We start from the raw sequence: 23,094 nt of genomic DNA, 5'->3' as shown, positions 1-23,094 counted from the left end.
AAACTAGCAGTGCTAATTAAAGTGCGCCCGAGCGGCGCTCAGGAGAGGCAGTGGGTGGCGCACGATGGACCTGACGCTGAGCGAGGAGCAGGAAGCCGTCCGGAAGCTGGCCGAGGATTTCGTCGCCCGCGAGGTCGCCCCCCATGTCGTCGCATGGGACCGGGCCGAGAATGTCGACAGGTCGATCGTCGGCAAGCTCGGCGCCCTCGGCTTCCTCGGTCTCACCGTCCCCGAGGAGTACGGCGGCTCCGGCGGCGACCACCTGTCCTACTGCCTGGTCACCGAGGAGCTGGGGCGCGGCGACTCCTCGGTGCGCGGCATCGTCTCCGTATCGCTCGGCCTGGTGGCCAAGACCATCGCGTCTTGGGGCGACGAGGAGCAGAAGCGGTCCTGGCTGCCCCGGCTCACCTCCGGCGAGGCGGTCGGCTGCTTCGGCCTCACCGAGCCCGGCACCGGCTCGGACGCCGGGAACCTCGCCACCAGGGCCGTCCGGGACGGAGGGGGCGCCTTCCGCTCGAGCGGAGCCGGGAGTGGGGGAGACTACGTCGTCAACGGCACCAAGACGTTCATCACCAACGGCACCTGGGCCGACGTCGTCCTGCTCTTCGCGCGCACGAACGACACCCCCGGCCACCGGGGCGTCTCCGCCTTCCTCGTCCCCACCGACACCCCCGGCCTCACCCGCCGCACCATCCACGGCAAGCTCGGTCTGCGCGGCCAGGCCACCGCCGAACTGGTCCTCCAGGACGTCCGGATACCGGCGTCCGCCATGCTCGGCCCCGAGGGCAAGGGCTTCTCCATCGCCATGTCCGCCCTCGCCAAGGGGCGGATGTCGGTCGCGGCGGGCTGCGTCGGCATCGCCCAGGCCGCCCTGGACGCGGCCGTGCGCTACGCCGGCGAGCGCGAGCAGTTCGGAAAGCCCATCGCCCGCCACCAGCTCGTCCAGGAACTGCTCAGCGACATCGCCGTGGACGTGGACGCCGCCCGGCTGCTCACCTGGCGGGTCGCCGATCTGATCGACCGGGGCCAGGAGTTCGCCACCGCCGCCTCCACGGCCAAGCTGTACGCCTCCGAGGCCGCCGTCCGCTGCGCCAACAACGCCCTCCAGGTCTTCGGCGGCTACGGCTACATCGACGAGTACCCGGTCGGCAAGCTGCTGCGCGACGCCCGGGTGATGACGCTCTACGAGGGCACCAGCCAGATCCAGAAGCTGATCATCGGCCGCGCGCTGACGGGCGTCTCCGCGTTCTGACCCGGCCCCCGGGCCCGTACCCGCGCGGCGCTCGGCCTCGTACAGGCGTCCGACGTCTGAGTACGGGCCTGAGTACGGGCGCGGATGTGGTGTGCGCCACGTCGGGCGGATGCTGGCCCCATGAGTGACACGACATCGGTCAAGCAGCAGAGCACCGCGGCCTTCTACATGCAGGCCGTCGCCTCCTTCATGGTGGCGATCGCCGCGGTCGCCTTCGGTATCTTCTTCCTCGACGCCGACGCCTGGGTGCGCGGCTTCCTCGCCATCGGCGTGCTCTACCTCGTCACGTCCTGCTTCACGCTCGCCAAGGTGATCCGGGACCGCCAGGAGGCCGGGCAGATCCACAGCAGGGTCGACCAGGCCCGGCTGGAGAAGATCCTCGCCGAGCACGACCCCTTCCAGAAGCTCTGACCCCGCGGGATCGGCAGGACATCCCCTAAGCGCTTGCTCAGGTTCGGGGTATGGTGTGCGTCCTGCTGACGGAGAGGGGCCTTGGGCGATGAGTGCGGTGGAGGAGACGAGCGGCGAGGACACGCCGTGGGGCGAGGTCACTCCCGAGGCGGCCAGGCGGCTGCTCGTCGCCGCCGTGGACGCCTTCGCCGAGCGCGGGTACCACGCGACCACCACCCGTGACATCGCCGGCCGGGCCGGGATGAGCCCGGCCGCGCTCTACATCCACTACAAGACCAAGGAAGAGCTGCTCCACCGGATCAGCAAGATCGGCCACGAACGGGCGCTGTACGTCCTCGACGCCGAGGCCGACCGGGACGGCACGGCCGCCGAACGGCTCGCCGGGGCCGTCCGCTCCTTCGTCCGCTGGCACGCGGAGCGGCACACCACCGCCCGGGTCGTGCAGTACGAGCTCGACGCGCTGGGCGAGGAGCACCGCACCGAGATCGTCGCCCTGCGGCGCAGGAGCGACGCGGTGGTGCGCCGGATCATCAGCGAGGGGGTGCGGGACGGCGAGTTCGACGTCCCCGACATCCCCGGCACCACGCTCGCGGTGCTGTCCCTCTGCATCGACGTGGCCCGCTGGTTCAACGCCCAGGGCAGCCGCACGCCCGACGAGGTCGGCGAGCTGTACGCCGACCTCGTCCTGCGGATGGTCAAGGCCCGGCAGGTCCCGTAGCGGCCCGGCGGGTCACGGAAGCCGTCGGGCGGGTTCAGAAGTAGTAGCGGGACACCGACTCGGCGACACAGGCCGGCTTCTCGCCGCCCTCGCGCTCGACCGTGACGACCGCCGTCACCTGCACGCCGCCGCCCACCTCCGCGACCTCGTGGAGCACCGCCGTGGCCCGCAGCCGCGAGCCGACCGGGACGGTCGAGGGGAAACGGACCTTGTTGGTCCCGTAGTTGATGCCCATCTTCATGCCCTCGACCCGCATCACCTGCGGTACCAGCGCGGGCAGCAGCGAGAGCGTCAGATAGCCGTGCGCGATGGTCGTGCCGAACGGTCCGTCCTTCGCCCGCTCCGGGTCCACATGGATCCACTGGTGATCGCCGGTCGCCTCGGCGAACTGGTCGATCCTCTTCTGCTCGATCTCCAGCCAGTCGCTGTGTCCCAGCTGCTCGCCCACTCCGTCCCGCAGCTCCTGCGCGGACGTGAAGATCCTCGGCTCTGCCATGTTCCCGGTCCCTGCCTTCCGGCTCGACGCGCTGCCCGCGCGATGTCTAAGCGCTTGCTCAGCATTGTCCGGCGGCGCGTTCCTGTCAACGACATGGCAGTAGGTTTGAGGGGTGCCACAGATCCCACAGACACTCCACGAACTCTCGGTCGGCCAGCTCTCGGCGCGCAGCGGCGCAGCCGTCTCGGCCCTGCACTTCTACGAGTCCAAGGGCCTGATCACCTCCACCCGCACCAGCGGCAATCAGCGCCGCTACACGCGGGACGCGCTGCGCCGGGTCGCCTTCGTCCGGGCGGCGCAGCGCGTCGGCATCCCGCTGGCCACGATCCGGGACGCACTCGCCGAACTGCCCGAGGAGCGCACGCCCAACCACGAGGACTGGGCCCGCCTCTCCGAGGTGTGGCGCAAGGAACTGGACGAGCGCATCAAGCAGTTGCACCGCTTGCGCGACCATCTGACCGACTGCATCGGATGCGGCTGTCTGTCGCTGGAGACCTGTGTGCTGTCCAACCCCGACGACATCAGCGGTGAGCGGATCACCGGTTCCCATCTGATGCCCGAGCGCAAGCCGTCCTCCTGAGCGCCGTCGCGGGACCGGACTCCTGGCCTTCCGGCCCCGTCCACCGGGGCCGGGCGGCCGCGCGGAACGCCGGGCCTCACGCCGCCTGCACGGCCGGCCTCCGGTGCCGCGGCAGCCGGGCCCTGGCCAGGGTGCGGTCGGTCAGCGCGGGCCGCGGCACCACGATCCCGCAGCCCGTGCACACCGGACCCGCCCACGGCTCGTCGCCCCGCTCCTGCCGCCACTCGATGCCGGTGCCCGCGCAGACCGGGCAGGCGGAGCCGGGGCCGGCGCCGAGAGCCGCGATCAGCCGGCGCAGGACCTCGGCGAGCGGCTCGGTCGGATGGACGCCCGGGTCGGTGCAGCGGGCCACTCCGTGACCGCCCCAGGTGCGGCGGTGCCAGTCGTCGAACGCGCCCGGCCGCCGCAGCCCCGCGTGCTTCTCGCGCCGCCGCCGCTCGGCGAACCCCGCCTCGTACGCGAGCCACACGGCCCGCGCCTCCTCCAGCTCGTCCAGCGCGCGCATCAGACGCACCGGATCGGGCGCCCGGTCCTCGGGATCGATCCCGTGCCGGGCGCACAGATGGTCCCAGGTCGCCCGGTGCCCGTACGGGGCGAACCTCTCCAAACACTTGCGCAGTGAATACCGCCGCAGGGCCAGATCACCCAGCGGATCGCGTACCTGTCTCGCAAGACTCCGGAAACCGGCCATGACACCGCCACCTCCGTCGCTCATCCTTGGACGTCAAGGAATGGACGTACGCCTGCCCGTTTCGGCTCCATCGAAAGATGAAATCCGTCCATTGGCCGAGACGCCCCATGTGGGACGGGGTGCCACGGGCGGAAGCGGAGCGGCGCACGGGAGGGTGGTGCGCGGGTGTACGTCCTCGCGCGGGTGGCGAAATCCCAGGGCGGCGGCACGATCCCGTGAGGTGGGGTCCGCCCATGGCGGCAGTTCGCCCGTGCCGGGAAAGGATCACCGCCGACCATGTGCTCGACGCCGGTCGGCCGGAAGTAGCACCCGAGCAGCGCAGGTTCGCCCCCCCCGGGACCACCCCCTAGCCCCCGTACCGCAGATACCTCCGCCGCTTCGCGCGGAACGCCGACAGGTCCCGCTGCCAGGCCCGTACGACCTCGTCGGTGTCCGCGCCCGCGTCGATCATCGTGCGGACCCGGGTGTTCCCGGTGAGCTTGTCGATCCAGTTGTCCGGCCGCCAGGCGAAGCCGCTCCAGGTCTGCTTCGCCGTCACCAGCAGGGCGATCCCGGTGCGGACCGGGTCGAACACCTCCCGGTCCTGGACGTGCACCTGCACCCCGCCCACCGTCTTCCCCTCGAACTTGGAGAACACCGGCGCGAAGTACGCCTCGCGGAAGGCCACCCCCGGCAGCTCCAGCGCGTTCGCGGCGGCCGCCCAGCCACGGTCGATGCCCTCCGCGCCCAGCAGTTCGAAGGGACGCGTGGTGCCCCGGCCCTCGGAGAGGTTCGTGCCCTCGAAGAGACAGGTGCCGGAGTAGACGAGAGCCGTCTCGGGCGTCGGCATGTTCGGGCTCGGCGGCACCCATGGCAGCCCGGTGTCGTCGAAGAAGTCCGAGCGCCGCCACCCCGACATCGTCACCACGTCCAGCCGCACCGGATTCTCGTGCAGGAACTCCGCGTTGAAGAACAGCGCCAGCTCCGCCACCGTCATCCCGTGCGCCTGGGCGATCTCCCGGCGGCCGACGAACGTGGCGAAGGCCGGGTCCAGCACCGGGCCCAGCGCGGCCCGCCCGGTCACCGGGTTCGGCCGGTCCAGCACCACCAGGCGTTTGCCCGCGAGCGCGGCCGCCTCCATGCAGTCGTACAGCGTCCAGATGTACGTGTAGAAGCGGGCGCCCGCGTCCTGGATGTCGAAGACGACCGTGTCCACGCCCGAGGCGGTGAAGATGTCCGCGAGGTCCTGCCCGCTCTTGAGGTACGTGTCGTAGACCGGCAGCCCGGTCGCCGGGTCGTCGTAGCGTCCCTCGGAGCCGCCCGCCTGCGCGGTGCCCCGGAACCCGTGCTCGGGGCCGAACACGGCGGTCAGGTTCACCCGCGCGTCCGGATGCATCACATCGACGATGTGCCGGACGTCGGCGGTGACGCCGGTCGGGTTGGTGACGATGCCGACCTTCTGGCCCCGCAGCAGCCGGTAGCCGTCGGCCGCGAGCCGGTCGAAACCGGTACGCACCCGGCCGCGTCCGGGCCCGGAGCCGTGTCCGGACCCGGACGAGGCGGCGGCGGGACCGGTGCCGGCCGCCGTCGCCGCGAGCGCTCCCACGGCGCCTCCCGCGGCCAGCAAACCACGTCGGGACAGGCTCATTCCGCTACCTCCATGATCGCGCCGACTGTCATGGCCACGCACGCTAGCGCGGGCCGGGGCCGCGCGGAACGACCTGGGCCGCGCCGATTCCCCGAGCCGGTCCCCGCACCCCTCCCGGGCCCCCGCCCGGTCCGTTCCCGGCCCTTCCCCGATGACATACCGACCGGTTAGTCTGCCGGTGCGGTCGGACGGGACCGGACGGGACCGGACGGGGCCGGATGAGGAAAGGCGGGATGGCGATGGGTTCGGTGCAGGACGCCGGCGTAGTGGTCACAGGGGCCGGAGGCGGCATCGGAGCCGCGCTGGCCCGCAGGTTCGCCGCCGGGGGAGCGCGGGTCGTCGTCAACGACCTGGACCTCGCCCGGATCGAGCCGCTCGCGAAGGAGATCGGCGGGACCGCCGTCGCCGGGGACGCCTCGGGCATCGTGGACGCGGCCCGGGAGGCGCTGGACGGCACCGTGGACGTCTACTGCGCCAACGCGGGCCTGGCCTCGCCCGGCGACGCGTTCGCCGACGAGGAGGTCTGGGCCGCCGCCTGGGACGTCAATGTGATGGCCCACGTCCGCGCGGCCAGGGCCCTGCTGCCGGAGTGGCTGGAGCGCGGCAGCGGCCGGTTCGTCACCACCGCCTCCGCCGCCGGGCTGCTGACGATGATCGGCGCGGCGCCGTACAGCGTCACCAAGCACGGGGCGGTCGCCTTCGCCGAGTGGCTCTCGCTCACCTACCGCCACCGCGGCGTCAAGGTTCACGCGATCTGCCCGCAGGGCGTACGCACCGACATGCTCACCGCCGCCGGTTCGGCCGGCGAGCTGGTCCTCGCCCCCGGCGCCATCGAGCCGGACGCCGTCGCCGACGCCCTGTTCGAGGCGATGGACGCCGACCGCTTCCTGGTCCTGCCGCACCCGGAGGTGGCGGGCTACCACCAGGCGCGCGCCGCCGATCCGGACCGGTGGCTGGGCAATATGAACCGCCTCCAGCAGAAGTGGGAGGCGAGCGGCGCATGAGCGACCCGACCCCCGGACCCGTGACCCCCGAACCCGCGGCCTCCGGGCCCGTGGACTCCGCCGCCGCGGCCTCCGCCGCCCGGGCCGCCACCGGGTCCATCTACGCCGCCCAGCCGTGGCTGGCCCTGCTGAGCGACGCCCAGCGCGCCCCCGTCACCCCGCCCGCGACCGTGCTGCACGCCTGGCGGGCGGCCGTGGACCGGGCCCCGGACCGCCCGGCCCTGGCCTACTTCGACGGCCGCCTGAGCTACCGCGAGACCGACGCGCTGTCGGACTCGGTGGCCGGGCACCTCGCCGCCCGGGGGCTCCGCCGGGGCGACCGGGTCGCGATCATGCTCCAGAACAGCCCGCACTTCGTCCTCGCCCTGCTCGGGGCGTGGAAGGCGGGGGCCACCGTCGTCCCGCTCAACCCGATGTACAAGTCCGGCGAGGTCGGCCACGTACTCAAGGACGCCCAGGTCACCGCGCTGATCTGTGCGGACCGGGCGTGGGAGGCGTATCTGCGGGACACCGCGGCGGCCGCCCCGGACCTCACCATCGCCCTCACCGCCTGCGAGCTGGACCTCCAGAGCGTGAACGACCCCCGGGTCCTCGGCTTCGAACGGCTCCCCGCCCCCGGCCCCGACGACCTCGCGGACGATCTGCTGACCGCCGCCCGCGCCGGGCGCCCGGCCCCGGCGGACCGCGAGCTCACCGCCGCCGACACGGCGCTGATCAGCTACACCTCCGGCACCAGCGGCACCCCCAAGGGCGCGATGAACGCCCACGGCAACATCATGGTCAACGCCGAACGCCAGCGCACCGGCCATCCGATCGCCGAGGGCTCCGCCTACTTCGCGCTCGCCCCGCTCTTCCACATCACCGGCATGGTCTGCCAGCTCTCCGCCTGTATCGCCAACGCGGGCACCCTCGTCCTGGCCTACCGCTTCGAGGCGGGCGTCGTCCTGGAGGCCTTCGCCGCCCACCGCCCCGCCTACACCGTCGGCCCCTCCACCGCCTTCATGGCCCTGGCCGCCCACCCGGACGTCACCCCGGACCACTTCTCCTCGTTCCGGGTGATCTCCTCCGGCGGCGCGCCCCTGCCGCCCGCGCTCGTGGAGAAGTTCCGCGCGGGCTTCGGCCCGTACATCCGCAACGGCTACGGACTCACCGAGTGCACCGCCCCCTGCGCCTCGGTCCCGCCCGAGCACGAGGCCCCCGTCGACCCGGTCTCGGGCACCCTCTCCGTCGGTGTGCCCGGACCCGACACCGTCGTACGGATCCTCGACGAGGAGGGGCGGGAGGTGCCCTTCGGGGAGCAGGGCGAGATCGCGGTGCGCGGCCCCCAGGTCGTCTCCGGCTACTGGAACCTCCCCGAGGCCACCGCCGCCGCCTTCCCCGACGGCGAGCTGCGCACCGGCGACATCGGGTTCATGGACGCGGCGGGCTGGCTGTACGTCGTCGACCGCAAGAAGGACATGATCAACGCCTCCGGGTTCAAGGTGTGGCCCCGTGAGGTGGAGGATGTCCTCTACACCCACCCGGCGGTGCGCGAGGCGGCCGTCGTGGGCGTGCCCGACGCGTACCGGGGGGAGAGCGTCCGGGCGTACGTGAGCCTGCGCCCGGGGGCCTCTGTGGAGCCCGGCGAGCTGGGCGCGTACTGCAAGGAGCGGCTCGCCGCGTACAAGTATCCGCGCGAGGTGGAGATCCTGACCGAGCTGCCGAAGACGGCGAGTGGGAAGATCCTCAGGCGGGAACTGCGTTCCCACCGCTAGAACGGCGTCGAAACAGCACATGCACAGTACGAAAGGAAGGTGGCGGCTCATGGCCAAGGCGACGGATCAGAACGGCACTCCCGTCCCTCAGAGGCTGCTGGCCGCCGCCACCCGGCTCTTCGCCGAGCGCGGGTACGACCGCACCTCGGTCCAGGAGATCGTCGAGGCGGCGGGTGTCACCAAGGGGGCGCTCTACCACTACTTCGGCTCCAAGGAGGACCTGCTCCAGGAGGTCTACGCCCGGGTGCTGCGGCTCCAGCAGGAGCGCCTGGACGCCTTCGCGGACGCCGAGGCGCCGGTCGAGCAGCGGCTGCGCGACGCGGCGGCCGACGTGGTCGTCACGACCATCGACAACCTGGACGACGCGGCGATCTTCTTCCGCTCCATGCACCATCTGAGCCCCGAGAAGAACAAGCAGGTGCGCGTCGAGCGCCGCCGCTACCACGAGCGCTTCCGGGCCCTGATCGAGGAGGGCCAGCGCGGCGGCGTGTTCTCCTCGGCCACCCCCGCCGACCTGGTCGTCGACTACCACTTCGGCTCGGTCCACCACCTCTCCACCTGGTACCGCCCGGACGGCCCGCTCAGCCGCCAGGAGGTCGCCGACCACCTCGCGGACCTGCTGCTGCGGGCCCTGCGCCCGTAGGGGGTGTCGTCGAACTGCCGCCCGCCGGGGCGATCCGGTGGCCCGGTCCGCCGGTCGGGGCGAGTCTGGATGTATGAGGTATGTCCGGCCTCCACCGGAGGCGTCAGCGTTCACGGGCGAAGGGTTGTTCGTTAATAGAACGGACCTGTCCGGTTTCCGCTCTTGACGGAGCACTGTCATTTCCTTGAGCATCGGTCACGCATTGCGCACCTCTGGGCCCCTTGTCCGGGCCCATGCTCCAGGACCCGGCCCGATCACCGCGGCCGGGTACCCCCCGCACGTTCCGTCAGTCCCCAACGGAATCCGGAGCCCGTGAATGAGACCGAACCGTTTCACCCTGCGCAGATCCCCGGCGGCCGTCGCCGCCGTAGCCCTCGGAGCCCTCCTCGCGACCGCCGCGCCCAGCGCTCAGGCCGCCGGGGCGCCGACCCCGGAGGCGGTCGCGGCAGCGGCGCCCGACATCCCCCTGGCCAACGTCAAGGCCCACCTCACCCAGCTCTCGACGATCGCCGCGAACAACGGCGGCAACCGCGCCCACGGCCGGCCCGGCTACAAGGCGTCCGTCGACTATGTGAAGGCCAAGCTCGACGCGGCCGGATTCACCACCACGCTCCAGCAGTTCACCTCCAGCGGCGCCACCGGCTACAACCTGATAGCCGACTGGCCCGGCGGCGACGCGAACAAGGTCCTGATGGCCGGGGCCCACCTCGACTCGGTCTCCTCCGGCGCCGGGATCAACGACAACGGCTCCGGCTCGGCCGCCGTGCTGGAGACCGCGCTCGCCGTCTCCCGCGCCGGGTACCAGCCCGACAAGCACCTGCGGTTCGCCTGGTGGGGCGCGGAGGAGCTGGGGCTGATCGGCTCGAAGTACTACGTCAACAACCTGCCGTCCGCCGAGCGTTCCAAGCTCTCCGGCTATCTCAACTTCGACATGATCGGCTCGCCCAACGCCGGCTACTTCGTCTACGACGACGACCCGGTCATCGAGAAGACCTTCAAGGACTACTTCGCGGGCCTGAACATCCCCACCGAGATCGAGACCGAGGGCGACGGCCGCTCCGACCACGCCCCGTTCAAGAACGTCGGCGTCCCCGTCGGCGGGCTCTTCACCGGCGCGGGCTACACCAAGTCCGCCGCCCAGGCGCAGAAGTGGGGCGGGACCGCGGGCCAGGCCTTCGACCGCTGCTACCACTCGTCCTGCGACAGCCTGAGCAACATCAACGACACCGCCCTGGACCGCAACAGCGACGCCGCCGCCCACGCGATCTGGACCCTGTCCGCCGGCAGCGGCGAGCCGCCCACCGGCGAGGGCGTGTTCAGCAACACCGACGATGTCGCCATCCCGGACGCGGGAGCCGCGGTGACCTCGACGATCGCGGTCACCGGCCGGACGGGCAACGCCCCGGCCGCCCTTCAGGTGGGCGTCGACATCAAGCACACCTGGCGCGGCGACCTGGTCGTCGATCTGCTGGCGCCGGACGGCAGCGCGTACCGCCTGAAGAACTCCAGCAGCGGCGACTCGGCCGACAACGTCATCACGACGTACACGGTCAACGCCTCCAGTGAGGTGGCCAACGGCTCCTGGAAGCTCCGCGTCCAGGACGTGGCCCGACAGGACACCGGCTACATCGACAGCTGGAAGCTCACCTTCTGACCCCGGGCGATACCGGTGCGGCCCCCTCCCGACGAGCACCTCGGGAGGGGGCCGCACTGCGTCCGTCACACGTACCGCTTGATCTCCCGCCGGGCCAGCGACCGCTGGTGCACCTCGTCCGGCCCGTCCGCCAGCCGCAGCGTCCGCGCCGAGGCCCACAGCTCCGCCAGCGGGAAGTCCTGGCTCACCCCGCCCGCGCCGTACAGCTGCACCGCGGAGTCCAGGATGTCCACCACCGCGCGCGGGGTGGCGATCTTGATGGCCTGGATCTCGGTGTGCGCGCCCTTGTTGCCCACGGTGTCCATCAGCCAGGCCGTCTTCAGCACCAGCAGCCGCAGCTGCTCCACCGTGACCCGGGCGTCCGCGATCCAGTTCTGCACGACGCCCTGCGCGGCCAGCGGCTTGCCGAACGCCGTACGCGCCACCGCCCGCCGGCACATCAGCTCGATGGCCCGCTCCGCCATCCCGATCAGCCGCATGCAGTGGTGGATCCGGCCCGGACCCAGCCGCGCCTGCGCGATGGCGAAACCGCCGCCCTCCTCGCCGATCAGATGCGCCGCGGGCACCCGTACATCGTGGAAGACCACCTCGGCGTGACCGCCGTGCGAGTGGTCCTCGTACCCGTACACCTGCATCGCGCGCCGCACCTCCACGCCCGGGGTGTCGCGCGGCACCAGGATCATCGACTGCTGGCGGCGGATGTCCTCGCCGTCCGGATCGGTCTTGCCCATCACGATGAAGACCGCGCAGTCCGGGTTCATCGCCCCGGAGATGTACCACTTACGCCCGTTGACGACATAGTCATCGCCGTCCCGGATCATCCGCGTCTCGATGTTCGTCGCGTCCGAGGAGGCCACGTCCGGCTCCGTCATCGCGAACGCCGAGCGGATCTCCCCGGCGAGCAGCGGCTCCAGCCACTGCTTCTTCTGCTCGTCGGTGGCGAACTGGAAGAGCACCTCCATGTTCCCGGTGTCCGGGGCCGCGCAGTTCGTCGCGGTCGGCGCGAGGTGCGGGGAGCGTCCGGTGATCTCCGCGAGCGGGGCGTACTGGAGGTTCGTCAGCCCGGCCCCGTACTCCGCGTCCGGCAGGAAGAGGTTCCACAGCCCCTGCCGCCGCGCCTCGGCCTTCAGCTCACCGACGACCGCGGGCGTGTCCCACGGCGAGGCGAGCCGGGCCCGCTGCTCCTCGGCGACCTGCTCGGCCGGGTACACGTGCTCGTCCATGAACGCGAGCAGCCTGCTCCGCAGTTCCTCGGTACGGGCGTCGAATGCGAAGTCCATGGGGGTTCAGCCTTCCTGGAGGGTGGTGAGGCCGTGCTCGATGAAGACGGGGACCAGATCGCCGATCCGGTCGAAACCCGCGCCGACCGTCTGGCCGAGGGTGTAGCGGTAGTGGATGCCCTCCAGGATCACGGCGAGCTTGAACCAGGCGAACGCGGTGTACCAGGAGATGGCGGAGGTGTCCCGGCCCGAACGGGCCGCGTAGCGCTCGATCAGCTCGGCGGGGGACGGGTGCCCGGCCGCGCCGCTGGTGGTGGAGACCGGCGACTTGGGCAGTCCGAGGTCGGAGCTGTACATCACGAGCAGCCCGAGGTCGGTCAGCGGATCGCCGAGCGTGGACATCTCCCAGTCGAGGACGGCCTTGATCCGGTCGTCGGAGCCGAGCAGCACGTTGTCCAGGCGGTAGTCGCCGTGGACGACGGTGGGCGCGGGGGAGGAGGGCAGCTCGCGGCCGAGGGAGGCGTGCAGTTCGTCGATGCCGGCCAGGTCGCGGTTGCGGGAGGCGTCCAGCTGCTTGCCCCAGCGCCGCAGCTGCCGGTCCAGGAAGCCCTCGGGACGCCCGAAGTCGCCGAGCCCGACCGCCCCGGGGTCCACGGCGTGCAGGTCGACCAGGGTGTCGACGAGCCCGAGGACCGCCGCCCGGGTGCGCTCGGCGCCCAGCGGGGCGAGCTGCTCGGCGGTGCGGTACGGGGTGCCCTCGACGTACTCCATCACGTAGAACGGGGCGCCGATCACCGAGTCGTCCTCACAGAGCAGCAGTGGCTCCGGCACGGGTACGGCGGTGGGGTGCAGGCCGCTGATCACCCGGTGCTCGCGCGCCATGTCGTGCGCGGTGGCCAGCACATGGCCGAGCGGAGGCCTGCGCACCACCCACTGTCCCGTCCCGTCGCCGACGACGTACGTGAGGTTCGAGCGGCCGCCCTCGATGAGCCGCGCTTCGAGGGGTCCGCTCACCAGCCCCGGCCGCTCGCGGTCGAGATGGACACGCAGCAGCTCCGGGTCGAGACCTGGTGGGGGGACTGGGCTCATGGTGCGTACCTCCGGGCGACGGCGATGGTGATGGCGACGGAACGAGGTGTCCGAACGATCGCAACCATGATGCCGACCAGTCGGTATGTCGTCCAGTGCCTCCCCGGAACCGGCCGATGGGAAGTCCGTCACGACCCTGGCGGTGGTATGCATCCTTGAATACAGTTCATGTATGCATACAGCTCTGGTGATCGAAGACGTCCGGCTCACCCCGATCCTCGTGTCCGACCCGCCCCTGCTGAACACCCAGGGCGTCCACCAGCCCTACACCCCGCGCCTGATCGTGGAGGTCGTCACCCGGGACGGAACGACCGGGGTGGGGGAGACGTACGGGGACAGCGTCTACCTGGAGCCCGCGCGTTCGCTGGCCGAGGCGCTGCCCGGCCGGGCGGTCACCGATCTGAACGGGCTGTTCGCCCTGGCCGAGAAGGTGTGCGGGGACGCGGAGGCCGCCGACGACCGGGTCGACGCCGGAGGGCTGCGCGGGGTCAGGAACGCCGAGAAGATCCGGCTCTCCGTCGTCTCCGCCTTCGAGGTCGCCTGCCTCGACGCCCTCGGCAGGGCGCAGGGCCTGCCGGTGCACGCCCTGCTCGGCGGCAAGGTCCGCGACACCGTCGAGTACAGCGCGTACCTCTTCTACCGCTGGGCCGCCCACCCCGGCGCGGGCGAGGCCGACGACTGGGGCGCGGCGCTCGACCCGGCCGGAGTCGTCGCCCAGGCCCGGCGCTTCGCCGACGCCCACGGCTTCGGCTCCTTCAAACTCAAGGGCGGCGTCTTCGAGCCCGACCGGGAGATCGCCGCGATCCGCGCCCTGGCCGAGGCGTTCCCGGGCCGCCCGCTGCGCCTGGACCCGAACGGCGCCTGGACCGTACCCACCTCGCTGTACGTCGCCGACCAGCTGAAGGACGTCCTCGAATACCTGGAGGACCCCACCAGCGGCACGGACGGCATGGCCATCGTCGCCGCGTCCACCGACGTCCCGCTCGCCACCAACATGTGCGTCACCACCCTCGCCGAGGTACCGGACGCCTTCGCCCGCGACGCCGTCCGGATCGTCCTGAGCGACCACCACTACTGGGGCGGCCTCACCCGCACCCGGGAACTGGCGGCCATCTGCCGCGCGTTCGGCGTCGGACTCTCCATGCACTCCAACACCCACCTCGGCATCAGCCTCGCCGCGATGACCCACGTCGCCGCCACGGTGCCCGACCTCGCGTACGCCTGCGACAGCCACTACCCGTGGCAGACCGAGGACGTCATCACCGAGCGCCACACCTTCACCGACGGCCGGCTGACCGTCTCCGACGTCCCGGGCCTCGGCGTCGAACTGGACCGCGACCGCCTCGCCGCCCTGCACCGCCGCTGGCTGGAGGACGACGGCGGCTACCGCGAGCGGGACGACGCGGCGGCGATGCGCGTCGCCGACCCGGAGTGGGAGACACCGACGGTCCCGCGCTGGTGAGCCGTCCGGCAACGGCCGACACACCGCCTACGCCGGCTCCTCCTCGTCCCACTTCTGCGCGGCGGCGAACGCCTCGCCGTGCTCCGCCGACCAGCGGCCCAGCGCCTCGATCGGCTCCAGCAGCGTGCGGCCGAGCGGCGTGAGCGCGTACACGGCGTGCGGGCCGGAATCCTCCGCCGCCCGGCGCTCGACCAGCGCGTACGCCTCCAGCCTGCGCAGCGTCTCGGTCAGCACCTTGGAGCTGATGGAGCCGATCGAGGCCCGCAGATCCCGGAACCGGCGCGGCCCCGGCGCCAGCGCGCAGATCACCACGGCGTTCCAGGTGTTGGCCAGCAGATCGAAGCCGAGCCTGGCCCGGCAGTCCGCGAGCACCCGGTCCATGTCCCACCCCTCCCGGTCTCTCCCGGCCGGACCGACGGGCACCGAACGGTAACCGGCGGCCCGCCTAGCGTTCCGTACCGAGCACATCACACCGGACGGCGGACGAGGAGAGATCCATGAGGATCGGCATCATCGGAACGGGCTCCATGGCTTGGGCGCTCGGAGGCTCATGGGCCCGGGCCGGACACGACGTCCTCCTCGGAGGCCGCTCACCGGACCGCACCCGCCTCCTCGCGGCGCGTACGGCCGCGCGCGCCGGCACCCCGGCCGAGGCCGCCGCCTTCGGTGACGTCACCCTGCTCGCCCTGCCGTACGACGCGGTGGCCGGCGTCCTGGCCGCCCTGCCGCCGCTGCGCGACCGGGTCCTGATCGACTGCACCAACGCCGTCGGCCCCGGATACACGCTCACCACCGGCGACGGGCCCGGGGCCGCGCGGACGATCGCCGACGCGACCGGGGCCCGGGTCGTCAAGGCGTTCAACCACCTTCCGGCCCACCTCTGGGCCACGCCCCGGCCCGAAGCCCCGGGCCCGACGACCGTCCCGCTCTGCGGCGACGACGAGGCGGCCCTCGCGCTGGTGGCGGAACTGGTCCGGGACCTGGGCCACCGGCCCCTGACGGCCGGCGGACTGGACCGGGCCGCCTACCTGGAGACCACCACCGCCTTCCTCATCGGCCTCTGGCACTCCGGCCACGACCCCCGCACCCTGCTGCCGCCGCTCACAGCGGTACGGCCCTGAGTTGCGGCGACCCTGACCTGCACGGAAGGTCGAGGGATGAAGGCGATCAGCTACCACGCGTACGGCTCCGCGGACGTCCTGGAGTACGGCGAGCGGCCCGACCCCAAGGTCGGCCCCGACTCCGTCCTGGTGAAGGTGCGGGCCGCCGCCGTCAACCCGGTCGACTGGAAGGCCCGCGAGGGCTACCTCCAGGCGGGCCTCGAAGCCGTCTTCCCGGTGATCCCCGGCTGGGACGTCTCCGGGGTGGTCGTGCAACCCGGCGTCGCCGTCGACGAGTTCGCGGTGGGCGACGAGGTCATCGGCTACGTCCGCGAGGACTTCCTCTCGCGCGGTACGTTCGCCGAGTACGTCGCCGCCCCCGTGCGCACCCTCGCCCGCAAGCCGCTGCGCCTCAGCTTCGAGGAGGCGGCGGGCCTGCCGCTGGCCGGGCTGACCGCGTACCAGGTGCTGCACCGTACGCTGAAGGTCCGCGAGGGCGACACCGTCCTGATCCACGCGGCGGCCGGCGGCGTCGGATCGCTCGCCGTCCAGATCGCCCGGCACGCCGGCTGCCGGGTCGTCGGCACCGCGAGCGCCCGCAACCACGAGCATCTGCGCAGCCTGGGCGCGGAGCCGGTGGAGTACGGCGAAGGCCTCGTCGAACGACTGCGGGAACTGGTCCCGGGCGGCTTCGACGCCTCCTTCGACACGGTGGGCGGCGACGCCCTGCGCGCCTCCGCCGACACCCTCGCCCCGGGCGGCCGGCTCGCCTCCATCGCGGACAGCGAGGTCTTCTCCTACGGCGGCCGCTACGCCTTCGTGCGCCCCGACGCCCACGACCTGGCCCAGGTCGCGGAACTGGCCGAGCAGGGCATCGTCACCGTCCATGTGGACCGGGTGTTCCCGCTGGAAGAGGCCGCCGACGCGTACCGGCTCAACCAGGAGGGGCGGACCCGCGGCAAGATCGTGGTGACGGTGGACTGGGACGCCTGAGGAGCCCTGCCGGCTCGGCCGCGCCCGGAAGCCGGCTCCGCGTCAGAACAGCATCGCCGCCGCGAACACCGCCAGCGCCACCGTGCACAGCGTCGCCGTCAGCGCGGCGCGCGGCGCGAGCGGCGCGGGACGTGCCGCCTCCATCCGCAGCATCCGGCGGTGGGCCACCAGCAGGAACCCCAGCCAGGCCAGCGCGCTCAGCGAAACCGCGACCAGCGCGGCCGGGGTCGCCCCGCTGTGCAGCGCCTGCCGCCCCGCCAGCACCGCGACGACCGTGGCGGACAGCGTCGTACGCCGCCAGGCCAGCCGGGTCCGCTCGGGCTGCAGCCCGGGATCCCGGTCCGCCGCCGCCGTCACACGCCCTCCCAGCCGAAGAGGACCACCACCACCATCGCCACCGCGACGACGGCGACCACGAGACTCAGCAGCGTCGGGAACCGGGACACCGGCAGATCTTCGCCCCGCCGCATCGCCCGCTCGCAGCGCACCCAGTGATTGACCGCCCGCAGCGCGCAGAGCACCCCGGCGGCCAGCAGCCCGAGCGCGAGCCCGGCCCGCACCCCCCACACCAGCTCGGGCAGGAACTGATCGACGGCGAAACCCCCGCCGATCAGGGCCAGAGCCGTCCGGATCCAGGCGAGGAAGGTCCGCTCGTTGGCCAGTGAGAACCGGTAGTCGGGGGTGTCGCCCTCCTCCCGGACCCGCTGCGGCGCGAACCACAGCCGTACGCTCTGCGCGATCTTGTTCACACGCGAAACCTTAGGCGGTGTGCGCGGCGCGGGCCTGATCAGCCGGCCCGGAGCTCCCGCAGCCGCCGGTACGCCTCCACCCCGTCCGGCACCCACGGCCACTCACCGAGATGCTCCTCCAGCTCCTTCTCGTCCAGGAAGGTGTGCCAGGCGACCTCCTCGGCCTGCGGGTCCACCGGCAGCTCGCACCGCACCTGGTAGACGGCCGACCACCAGGTGTGCTCGCCGTCGGCGTAGAGGAACCGGAACAGCGGCTCCGGCTTCGGCAGCCCCGAGACCCCCAGCTCCTCCTCCGCCTCGCGCAGCGCCGCCTCGTCGTAGGACTCGCCCGCGCCCACCACCCCGCCGACGAACATGTCGTAGTGCGAGGGGAAGACCAGCTTCGTCGCCGTCCGCCGGTGGACGAAGACCCGGCCCCGCGCATCGCGCGCCTCGATGAACACGCAGCGGTGGCGCAGCCCCCGTGCGGTCGCCTCGCCGCGCGGGGCCTGCCCGATGACCTCGTCGTTCTCGTCGACGATGTCCAGAATCTCGTCAGAGGGCGTCATACGTTTCATCCAACAGCACCCGGACGGTTGACGTGGCAGCGGCCGGTACCCAAGATCTGACGCACGGGTAACTTGAACGATTCTCCCGCCCCTGAGCCGCCCCGAACAGGATGGAACCCATGGCGTACGACGCTGATGTGATCGTGATCGGGGCAGGACTCGCCGGACTGGTGGCCACCGCCGAACTGGTCGACGCCGGCCGTTCCGTGATCCTCCTCGACCAGGAGCCCGAGCAGTCCATCGGCGGCCAGGCGCACTGGTCCTTCGGCGGCCTCTTCCTCGTCGACTCGCCCGAACAGCGCAGGCTGCGGATCAAGGACAGCCGGGAGCTGGCGCTCCAGGACTGGTACGGCACGGCCGGGTTCGACCGCGAGAAGGAGGACCACTGGCCGCGGAAGTGGGCCGAGGCGTACGTCGACTTCGCCGCCGGTGAGAAGCGCTCCTGGCTGCACCAGCAGGGGCTGCGGATCTTCCCGGTCGTCGGCTGGGCGGAGCGCGGCGGCTACGACGCGACGGGCCACGGCAACTCCGTACCCCGCTTCCACATCACCTGGGGCACCGGCCCCGGTGTCGTCGCCCCCTTCGAACGGCGGGTCCGCGAGGGCGTCGCCAAGGGGCTCGTCCAGCTGAGGTTCCGCCACCGGGTCACCGGCCTGGCCCGCACCGCCGGGGCGCTGGACACGGTCACCGGCGAGATCCTGGAGCCCAGCGCGGCCGAGCGCGGCACCGCGAGCAGCCGGGAGGCCACCGACACCTTCGAGCTGAAGGCCCAGGCGGTCATCGTCACCTCCGGCGGCATCGGCGGCAACCACGAACTGGTCCGCGCCCAGTGGCCCGAGCGCCTCGGCACCCCGCCCGAGAAGATGCTGTCCGGGGTGCCCGCGCACGTCGACGGGCTGATGCTCGGCATCGCCGAGCAGGCGGGCGCGCACCACATCAACCGCGACCGGATGTGGCACTACACCGAGGGCATCGAGAACTGGAACCCGATCTGGGCCAAGCACGGCATCCGGATCCTGCCCGGCCCCTCGTCGCTCTGGCTGGACGCGCGCGGCAAGCGGCTGCCGGTCCCGCTCTTCCCGGGTTTCGACACGCTCGGCACCCTCGAACACATCATGGGCTCCGGCCACGGCTACACCTGGTTCGTGCTCAACCAGCGGATCATCGGCAAGGAGTTCGCGCTCTCCGGCTCCGAGCAGAACCCGGACCTGACCGGCAAGTCGGTCCGCGATGTGATCGGCCGGGCCCGCGCGGACGTGCCCGCACCGGTCAAGGCGTTCATGGACCACGGAGCCGACTTCGTCGTGGAGAAGGATCTCGACGCACTCGTCCGGGGCATGAACGCGGTGACGGGCGACGGCCTGATCGACGCGGCCGAGCTGCGCCGCGAGATCACCGCCCGGGACCGGGAGATCGCCAACCCGTTCACCAAGGACCTCCAGGTCACCGCGATCCACGGGGCCCGCGCCTACCTGGGCGACCGCCTGATCCGCACCGCGAAGCCGCACCGGATCCTGGACCCGGCGGCGGGCCCGCTGATCGCCGTCCGCCTCAACATCCTCACCCGCAAGTCCCTGGGCGGACTGGAGACCGACCTGTCCTCCCGCGTCCTGACCGCCGAGGGCACCCCGCTCCCCGGCCTGTACGCGGCGGGCGAGGCGGCGGGCTTCGGCGGCGGCGGAGTCCACGGCTACCGCTCCCTGGAGGGCACGTTCCTGGGCGGCTGCATCTTCTCGGGCCGAGCGGCGGGCAGGGCGGCGGCGCAGGCGCTCTGAGCCTTTCAAGCCCCTCCGGCGATTGAGGAGCGGGGCCCGGGGCGGAGACCCGGCAGTCAGATCAACCGCTCGACCACCCGAAACCGCTCCGCGACGATCATCGTCCCGTCGTCCACCGTGAACCCCGGATCCCCCATCGCCTCCCGCATCTCCGCGCTGTGCCAGAACCGCTCGTGCCCCGCCCGCCACTCCGCCACCGACGCATACCCCTCACCCTCGTCCAGCGCATGCCGCAGATCCACGGCCCCCAGCGGCAGCACCCGTACGTCGGTCACCTCGACCACCGCGACCTCCCGCCCGTCCGAGTCGATCAGCGCGGAGCGCTCGCCCACCGGCGGCAACTCCTCCTGCTCCAGCTCGTACTCGCGGAGCAACCCGGTGGTGGACACCTTCTCGCCGGAGAGCACGGCCGCCACCAGCCGGTCGCGCAACGGCCCGGGAAAGGCGAGAAGGAAGGGCTTCAGAGGTTCGTGTCGCTCCATGTGACCAGTGTGGCACCAGTGTGTCCGGCGTCACCCCGGCCCGCCCTCCCCGCCCGCACGCTGCGCCGATACCGTCGACGGTTCGACCGGATCAAGCCAACTGGCCGGTTAGTCGGAGCAGTTGCCGGCCAACGCCCCTTGACGTGGGGCATTGCCTACCGCTTTGCTGTGCGCGATCATCTGCTCGCACACCGCATCGAAAGAAGTCTGCGGCATGCCCCCGCCTCCGCCGCCCCTGGGCCGCTCCCGTCGTCGGGGCAGCCGCTCGGACCACGTCTTCGACCCGGCCCTCGACGACGACGAACTCATCGCCGCACGTGGCCGGTTCACCCAGGGCAGATGGTCCGAGGCGCGCACCCTGCTGGTGGACACCGGGCGGGACTGGGACCGGCGCGGACATCGATTTCTGGCCCTCGCCGAGACCTCGTCCGCCGTGGACTGGGCCGGTGACTGGCTGCTCGTCGAACCCGAGAGCGCCGACGCCGCCATCCTGCTCGGCTGCGCCCGGGTCGTCCGCGCGCTGCGGCCCAAGGCCAAGGCGAACGACGCCGCCCGCGCCCGCGAAGCCTGCCTGGCCGCCGCCCGCCTCACCCCTGAAGACCCCACCCCCTGGCTCGCGCTGCTCCTCCTGGACCGGGCCCGCGACGACGGCGCGGACGAGACCGGCAGGCTCTTCGAAGAGGTGCGCTCCCGCCACCCGGACCACCACCACGCCCACCATGTGATGACCGCGCTGCTGGCCGAAAGCAACCCTGCCAGCGGCCACGACCCGCTTCACGAGGTGTACGACTTCGCCGCCTGGGCCGCCGAACTGGCCCCCGCCGACTCCCCGCTGGCCGTGCTCCCGGTCGTCGCCCACGCCGAGCGCTACCGCGTCCTGGTCGCCGCCGGAATCGAGTCCGACGACCCGGCGGCCTCCGAGCACTGGTCCGGACGCCGGGCCCGCCAGGTGATGAAGGCCGCCTTCGACTGGTGGCTGGAATGGGAGCGCGAGGACCACCCGCGCCACCGCCTCGACCTGAACTTCCTGGCGCACGCCAAGGTCTGCGAGGGCCGGCCCGCCGAGGCGGCCGCCCTCTTCCACCGCATCGGGCCGTACGCCACCGCCGCGCCCTGGTCGTACTCCGGCCGGGAACCCCACGCCGCGTTCACCGCCGCGCGCGCCTACGCGCTCGGCACCCCGTGAAGCACGAAGGACACCACCCACCACGCCCACCGCGCTCACCATGAAGAAGGGACCAACCCCGCCATGTCGACCGGCAGTTCATTTTCCAGTGAGACCGGCACCACGAGGGGAACGGCCGATACCGGCGGGATCAACACCTACAAGGGCGAGGAACGCGCCCTGCGCGCGAACCGGCTCGGCACCCCCGGCCTCCTGCTGTCGGTGGTCGCGGCCAGCGCCCCCCTGATGGTGGTCGCCGGGGTGATGCCCACGGTCTTCGGCGTGATGGGCATCGTCGGCCAGCCGCTGCTCTACATCATCCTGGGCATCGTCCTGATGCTCTTCAGCGTCGGTTACGCGGAGATGAGCCGGCACGTCCACAACGCCGGCGCGTTCTACGCGTACATCGCCCGCGGGCTCGGCCCGACCGCCGGCGCCGGGGCCTCGCTCGTGGCGCTGGTGGCGTACAGCGCGATGCAGGTCGGCATCTACGGGATCCTCGGCTTCGAGGTGTCCGGCATCTTCGCCACGTACCTCGACATCGAGCTGGCCTGGTGGATACCGGCCCTGGTATCGGCCGCCGTCGTCGGCGTCCTCGGCTGGCTGAAGATCGACCTCAACGCCAAGGTGCTCGGCGTCCTGCTGGTCATCGAGTGCGCCCTCGTGGTGATCTTCGACATCGCCGCCGTGAGCAAGCCGGGACCCGAGGGCCTGTCGCTGCACGCCTTCAACCCCGAGACCCTCACCGGCGCCGGGCTCGGCACCGCGCTCTGCTTCTGCATCGCCGCGTTCGTCGGCTTCGAGCAGGCCCCGGTGTACGCGGAGGAGACCAGCCGCCCGCAGATCGTGGTCTCCCGGGTGATGTTCCTCGCGGTGGGCTACGCCGCGCTGTTCCTGGCGATCAGCTCCTGGGCGCTGACCGTCGCCGCCGGACCCGGTTTCATCGCCGACACCTCTCTCAAGGAGGGCCCCGGCATGCTGTTCGGCCTCACCGAGGAGCGGCTCGGCTCGACCTTCACCGACGTTCTGCACATCCTCTTCGTCACCGGGATGTTCGCGGCGCTCCTCAGCTTCCACAACGTGGTGGCCCGCTACGCGTTCGCGATGGGCCGCGAGGGTCTGCTGCCCGCCCGCTTCGGCCGCACCAACCGGGCCAGCGGAGCCCCCGGCACCGGCTCGCTGCTCCAGTCCGCCGTCTCCGTCGTGATCATCGCGGCCTTCGCCTTCACCGACGACAACCCGGTCGGCGACCCCACCGCCCCGGTGCTGCGGCTCTTCACCTGGATGGGCAACGTCGGGGCGCTCGGCGTCATCCTGCTGATGGCCGCCGCCTCCTTCGCCGTCATCGCCTTCTTCGTCAAGCGCGGCGCGGGCCGCGCGCAGGCCCCGCGCCTGGTTGCCTCCGCCCTCGCCGGACTCGCGCTGCTGGCGATCGCCGTCTTCACCGTCCGCGACTTCGACGTCCTCGTCGGCTCCGGACCCGGCTCGGCCCTCAACTGGCTGCTGCCCGGCGTGATCATCCTCGCCCTCGTCGGCGGCCTGGTGTACGGCGCGGTCCTGCGCTCGGTCAAGCCGGAGGTGCACGCCCGGATCGGCCTCGGCAACGAGGCGTTCCAGCTGGAGAAGGCGGCCGAGAGCGAGTCGGCCCGCCGCTGACACACCCCCGTACGCGCAACGCGAG

General features: G+C 72.1%; 24 protein-coding genes. 14 read left to right on the top strand and 10 right to left on the bottom strand.

The window, feature by feature from the left end; translation table 11 throughout:
• The first annotated feature begins 64 nt into the window (after positions 1 to 64).
• From ACSMXR_RS05665 to ACSMXR_RS05655, 3 genes are all read left to right on the top strand, one after another.
• Positions 65 to 1,252 carry an acyl-CoA dehydrogenase family protein gene (locus tag ACSMXR_RS05665; RefSeq protein ID WP_473171344.1) on the top strand — a complete coding sequence of 396 codons (1,188 nt, stop codon included), beginning with the start codon at positions 65 to 67 and terminating at the stop codon, positions 1,250 to 1,252.
• Between the two features lie 120 nt (positions 1,253 to 1,372).
• The gene (locus ACSMXR_RS05660; RefSeq protein ID WP_007448725.1) at positions 1,373 to 1,663 is read left to right on the top strand and encodes a YiaA/YiaB family inner membrane protein; all 291 of its coding nucleotides are present in this window, start codon (positions 1,373 to 1,375) and stop codon (positions 1,661 to 1,663) included.
• An 88-nt stretch (positions 1,664 to 1,751) separates the two neighbouring features.
• A complete protein-coding gene (locus ACSMXR_RS05655; protein ID WP_137232146.1) occupies positions 1,752 to 2,381 on the top strand; it encodes a TetR/AcrR family transcriptional regulator in 630 nt (209 codons plus the stop codon).
• 34 nt (positions 2,382 to 2,415) lie between these two features.
• On the opposite strand, the gene ACSMXR_RS05650 is transcribed toward ACSMXR_RS05655, so the two are convergent.
• Positions 2,416 to 2,877, bottom strand: a complete 462-nt coding sequence (locus tag ACSMXR_RS05650) for a MaoC family dehydratase (RefSeq protein ID WP_473171343.1) — start codon at positions 2,875 to 2,877, stop codon at positions 2,416 to 2,418.
• A 112-nt stretch (positions 2,878 to 2,989) separates the two neighbouring features.
• On the opposite strand from ACSMXR_RS05650, the gene soxR reads away from it, so the two are divergent.
• Positions 2,990 to 3,457 (top strand): redox-sensitive transcriptional activator SoxR, encoded by a 468-nt coding sequence (gene soxR, locus ACSMXR_RS05645; RefSeq protein WP_137232148.1) that lies wholly within the window; start codon positions 2,990 to 2,992, stop codon positions 3,455 to 3,457.
• Between the two features lie 76 nt (positions 3,458 to 3,533).
• On the opposite strand, the gene ACSMXR_RS05640 is transcribed toward soxR, so the two are convergent.
• Positions 3,534 to 4,148: a hypothetical protein gene (locus ACSMXR_RS05640; RefSeq protein WP_030085672.1), complete on the bottom strand. Its 615-nt coding sequence runs from the start codon at positions 4,146 to 4,148 to the stop codon at positions 3,534 to 3,536.
• 346 nt (positions 4,149 to 4,494) lie between these two features.
• On the bottom strand, positions 4,495 to 5,775 hold the full coding sequence (locus ACSMXR_RS05635) for an exo-beta-N-acetylmuramidase NamZ family protein (RefSeq protein WP_473171342.1): 1,281 nt from the start codon (positions 5,773 to 5,775) through the stop codon (positions 4,495 to 4,497).
• A gap of 233 nt (positions 5,776 to 6,008) precedes the next feature.
• On the opposite strand from ACSMXR_RS05635, the gene ACSMXR_RS05630 reads away from it, so the two are divergent.
• The 4 genes from ACSMXR_RS05630 to ACSMXR_RS05615 all read left to right on the top strand — a co-directional run bounded on the left by ACSMXR_RS05630 (position 6,009) and on the right by ACSMXR_RS05615 (position 10,830).
• Positions 6,009 to 6,779 (top strand): SDR family oxidoreductase, encoded by a 771-nt coding sequence (locus ACSMXR_RS05630; protein WP_473171341.1) that lies wholly within the window; start codon positions 6,009 to 6,011, stop codon positions 6,777 to 6,779.
• Entirely contained in the window at positions 6,776 to 8,533 is a 1,758-nt protein-coding gene (locus ACSMXR_RS05625) for a class I adenylate-forming enzyme family protein (protein ID WP_473171340.1), read from the top strand. The genes ACSMXR_RS05630 and ACSMXR_RS05625 overlap by 4 nt, the downstream gene beginning before the upstream one ends.
• 49 nt (positions 8,534 to 8,582) lie before the next feature.
• On the top strand, positions 8,583 to 9,176 hold the full coding sequence (locus ACSMXR_RS05620) for a TetR/AcrR family transcriptional regulator (RefSeq protein WP_103511748.1): 594 nt from the start codon (positions 8,583 to 8,585) through the stop codon (positions 9,174 to 9,176).
• Between the two features lie 316 nt (positions 9,177 to 9,492).
• On the top strand, positions 9,493 to 10,830 hold the full coding sequence (locus ACSMXR_RS05615) for a M28 family metallopeptidase (protein WP_137232151.1): 1,338 nt from the start codon (positions 9,493 to 9,495) through the stop codon (positions 10,828 to 10,830).
• 65 nt (positions 10,831 to 10,895) lie between these two features.
• Here ACSMXR_RS05615 and ACSMXR_RS05610 read toward each other — a convergent pair whose 3' ends face one another.
• Both ACSMXR_RS05610 and ACSMXR_RS05605 read right to left on the bottom strand, forming a co-directional pair.
• A complete protein-coding gene (locus tag ACSMXR_RS05610) occupies positions 10,896 to 12,110 on the bottom strand; it encodes an acyl-CoA dehydrogenase family protein (protein WP_137232152.1) in 1,215 nt (404 codons plus the stop codon).
• Positions 12,111 to 12,116: 6 nt separating this feature from the next.
• Positions 12,117 to 13,139, bottom strand: a complete 1,023-nt coding sequence (locus tag ACSMXR_RS05605; RefSeq protein WP_137232153.1) for a phosphotransferase family protein — start codon at positions 13,137 to 13,139, stop codon at positions 12,117 to 12,119.
• 172 nt (positions 13,140 to 13,311) lie between these two features.
• On the opposite strand from ACSMXR_RS05605, the gene ACSMXR_RS05600 reads away from it, so the two are divergent.
• Positions 13,312 to 14,601, top strand: a complete 1,290-nt coding sequence (locus ACSMXR_RS05600; RefSeq protein WP_473171339.1) for an enolase C-terminal domain-like protein — start codon at positions 13,312 to 13,314, stop codon at positions 14,599 to 14,601.
• Positions 14,602 to 14,628: 27 nt separating this feature from the next.
• Here the strand turns inward: ACSMXR_RS05600 and ACSMXR_RS05595 are convergent, their stop codons facing one another.
• On the bottom strand, positions 14,629 to 14,982 hold the full coding sequence (locus ACSMXR_RS05595; protein WP_218526666.1) for a winged helix-turn-helix transcriptional regulator: 354 nt from the start codon (positions 14,980 to 14,982) through the stop codon (positions 14,629 to 14,631).
• Positions 14,983 to 15,098: 116 nt separating this feature from the next.
• Here ACSMXR_RS05595 and ACSMXR_RS05590 point away from each other — a divergent pair, with 116 nt between their 5' ends.
• The gene (locus ACSMXR_RS05590) at positions 15,099 to 15,722 is read left to right on the top strand and encodes an NADPH-dependent F420 reductase (protein WP_381910606.1); all 624 of its coding nucleotides are present in this window, start codon (positions 15,099 to 15,101) and stop codon (positions 15,720 to 15,722) included.
• Between the two features lie 36 nt (positions 15,723 to 15,758).
• A complete protein-coding gene (locus ACSMXR_RS05585; RefSeq protein ID WP_137232157.1) occupies positions 15,759 to 16,694 on the top strand; it encodes an NADP-dependent oxidoreductase in 936 nt (311 codons plus the stop codon).
• 42 nt (positions 16,695 to 16,736) lie between these two features.
• Here ACSMXR_RS05585 and ACSMXR_RS05580 read toward each other — a convergent pair whose 3' ends face one another.
• From ACSMXR_RS05580 to ACSMXR_RS05570, 3 genes are read right to left on the bottom strand one after another with little or no spacing between them, the layout of a single operon-like run.
• The gene (locus ACSMXR_RS05580) at positions 16,737 to 17,051 is read right to left on the bottom strand and encodes a DUF202 domain-containing protein (protein ID WP_473171338.1); all 315 of its coding nucleotides are present in this window, start codon (positions 17,049 to 17,051) and stop codon (positions 16,737 to 16,739) included.
• A complete protein-coding gene (locus tag ACSMXR_RS05575) occupies positions 17,048 to 17,443 on the bottom strand; it encodes a YidH family protein (protein ID WP_137232159.1) in 396 nt (131 codons plus the stop codon). The genes ACSMXR_RS05580 and ACSMXR_RS05575 overlap by 4 nt, the downstream gene beginning before the upstream one ends.
• Positions 17,444 to 17,481: 38 nt before the next feature.
• Entirely contained in the window at positions 17,482 to 17,991 is a 510-nt protein-coding gene (locus tag ACSMXR_RS05570) for an NUDIX hydrolase (RefSeq protein WP_473171337.1), read from the bottom strand.
• Between the two features lie 119 nt (positions 17,992 to 18,110).
• On the opposite strand from ACSMXR_RS05570, the gene ACSMXR_RS05565 reads away from it, so the two are divergent.
• Positions 18,111 to 19,766 carry an FAD-binding dehydrogenase gene (locus ACSMXR_RS05565; protein ID WP_473171336.1) on the top strand — a complete coding sequence of 552 codons (1,656 nt, stop codon included), beginning with the start codon at positions 18,111 to 18,113 and terminating at the stop codon, positions 19,764 to 19,766.
• Between the two features lie 56 nt (positions 19,767 to 19,822).
• Here the strand turns inward: ACSMXR_RS05565 and ACSMXR_RS05560 are convergent, their stop codons facing one another.
• Entirely contained in the window at positions 19,823 to 20,248 is a 426-nt protein-coding gene (locus ACSMXR_RS05560) for an ASCH domain-containing protein (RefSeq protein ID WP_218526670.1), read from the bottom strand.
• A gap of 214 nt (positions 20,249 to 20,462) precedes the next feature.
• On the opposite strand from ACSMXR_RS05560, the gene ACSMXR_RS05555 reads away from it, so the two are divergent.
• Positions 20,463 to 21,434 carry a hypothetical protein gene (locus ACSMXR_RS05555; protein ID WP_137232163.1) on the top strand — a complete coding sequence of 324 codons (972 nt, stop codon included), beginning with the start codon at positions 20,463 to 20,465 and terminating at the stop codon, positions 21,432 to 21,434.
• Positions 21,435 to 21,497: 63 nt separating this feature from the next.
• Positions 21,498 to 23,069 (top strand): APC family permease, encoded by a 1,572-nt coding sequence (locus ACSMXR_RS05550; protein ID WP_137232164.1) that lies wholly within the window; start codon positions 21,498 to 21,500, stop codon positions 23,067 to 23,069.
• The last annotated feature ends 25 nt before the right edge of the window (positions 23,070 to 23,094 follow it).

The sequence above is a fragment of the Streptomyces sp. DSM 106670 genome (genome assembly GCF_055792845.1).
The sequence above is the reverse complement of the archived record's forward strand: the minus strand, read 5'-3'. Positions and strand labels throughout refer to the sequence as shown.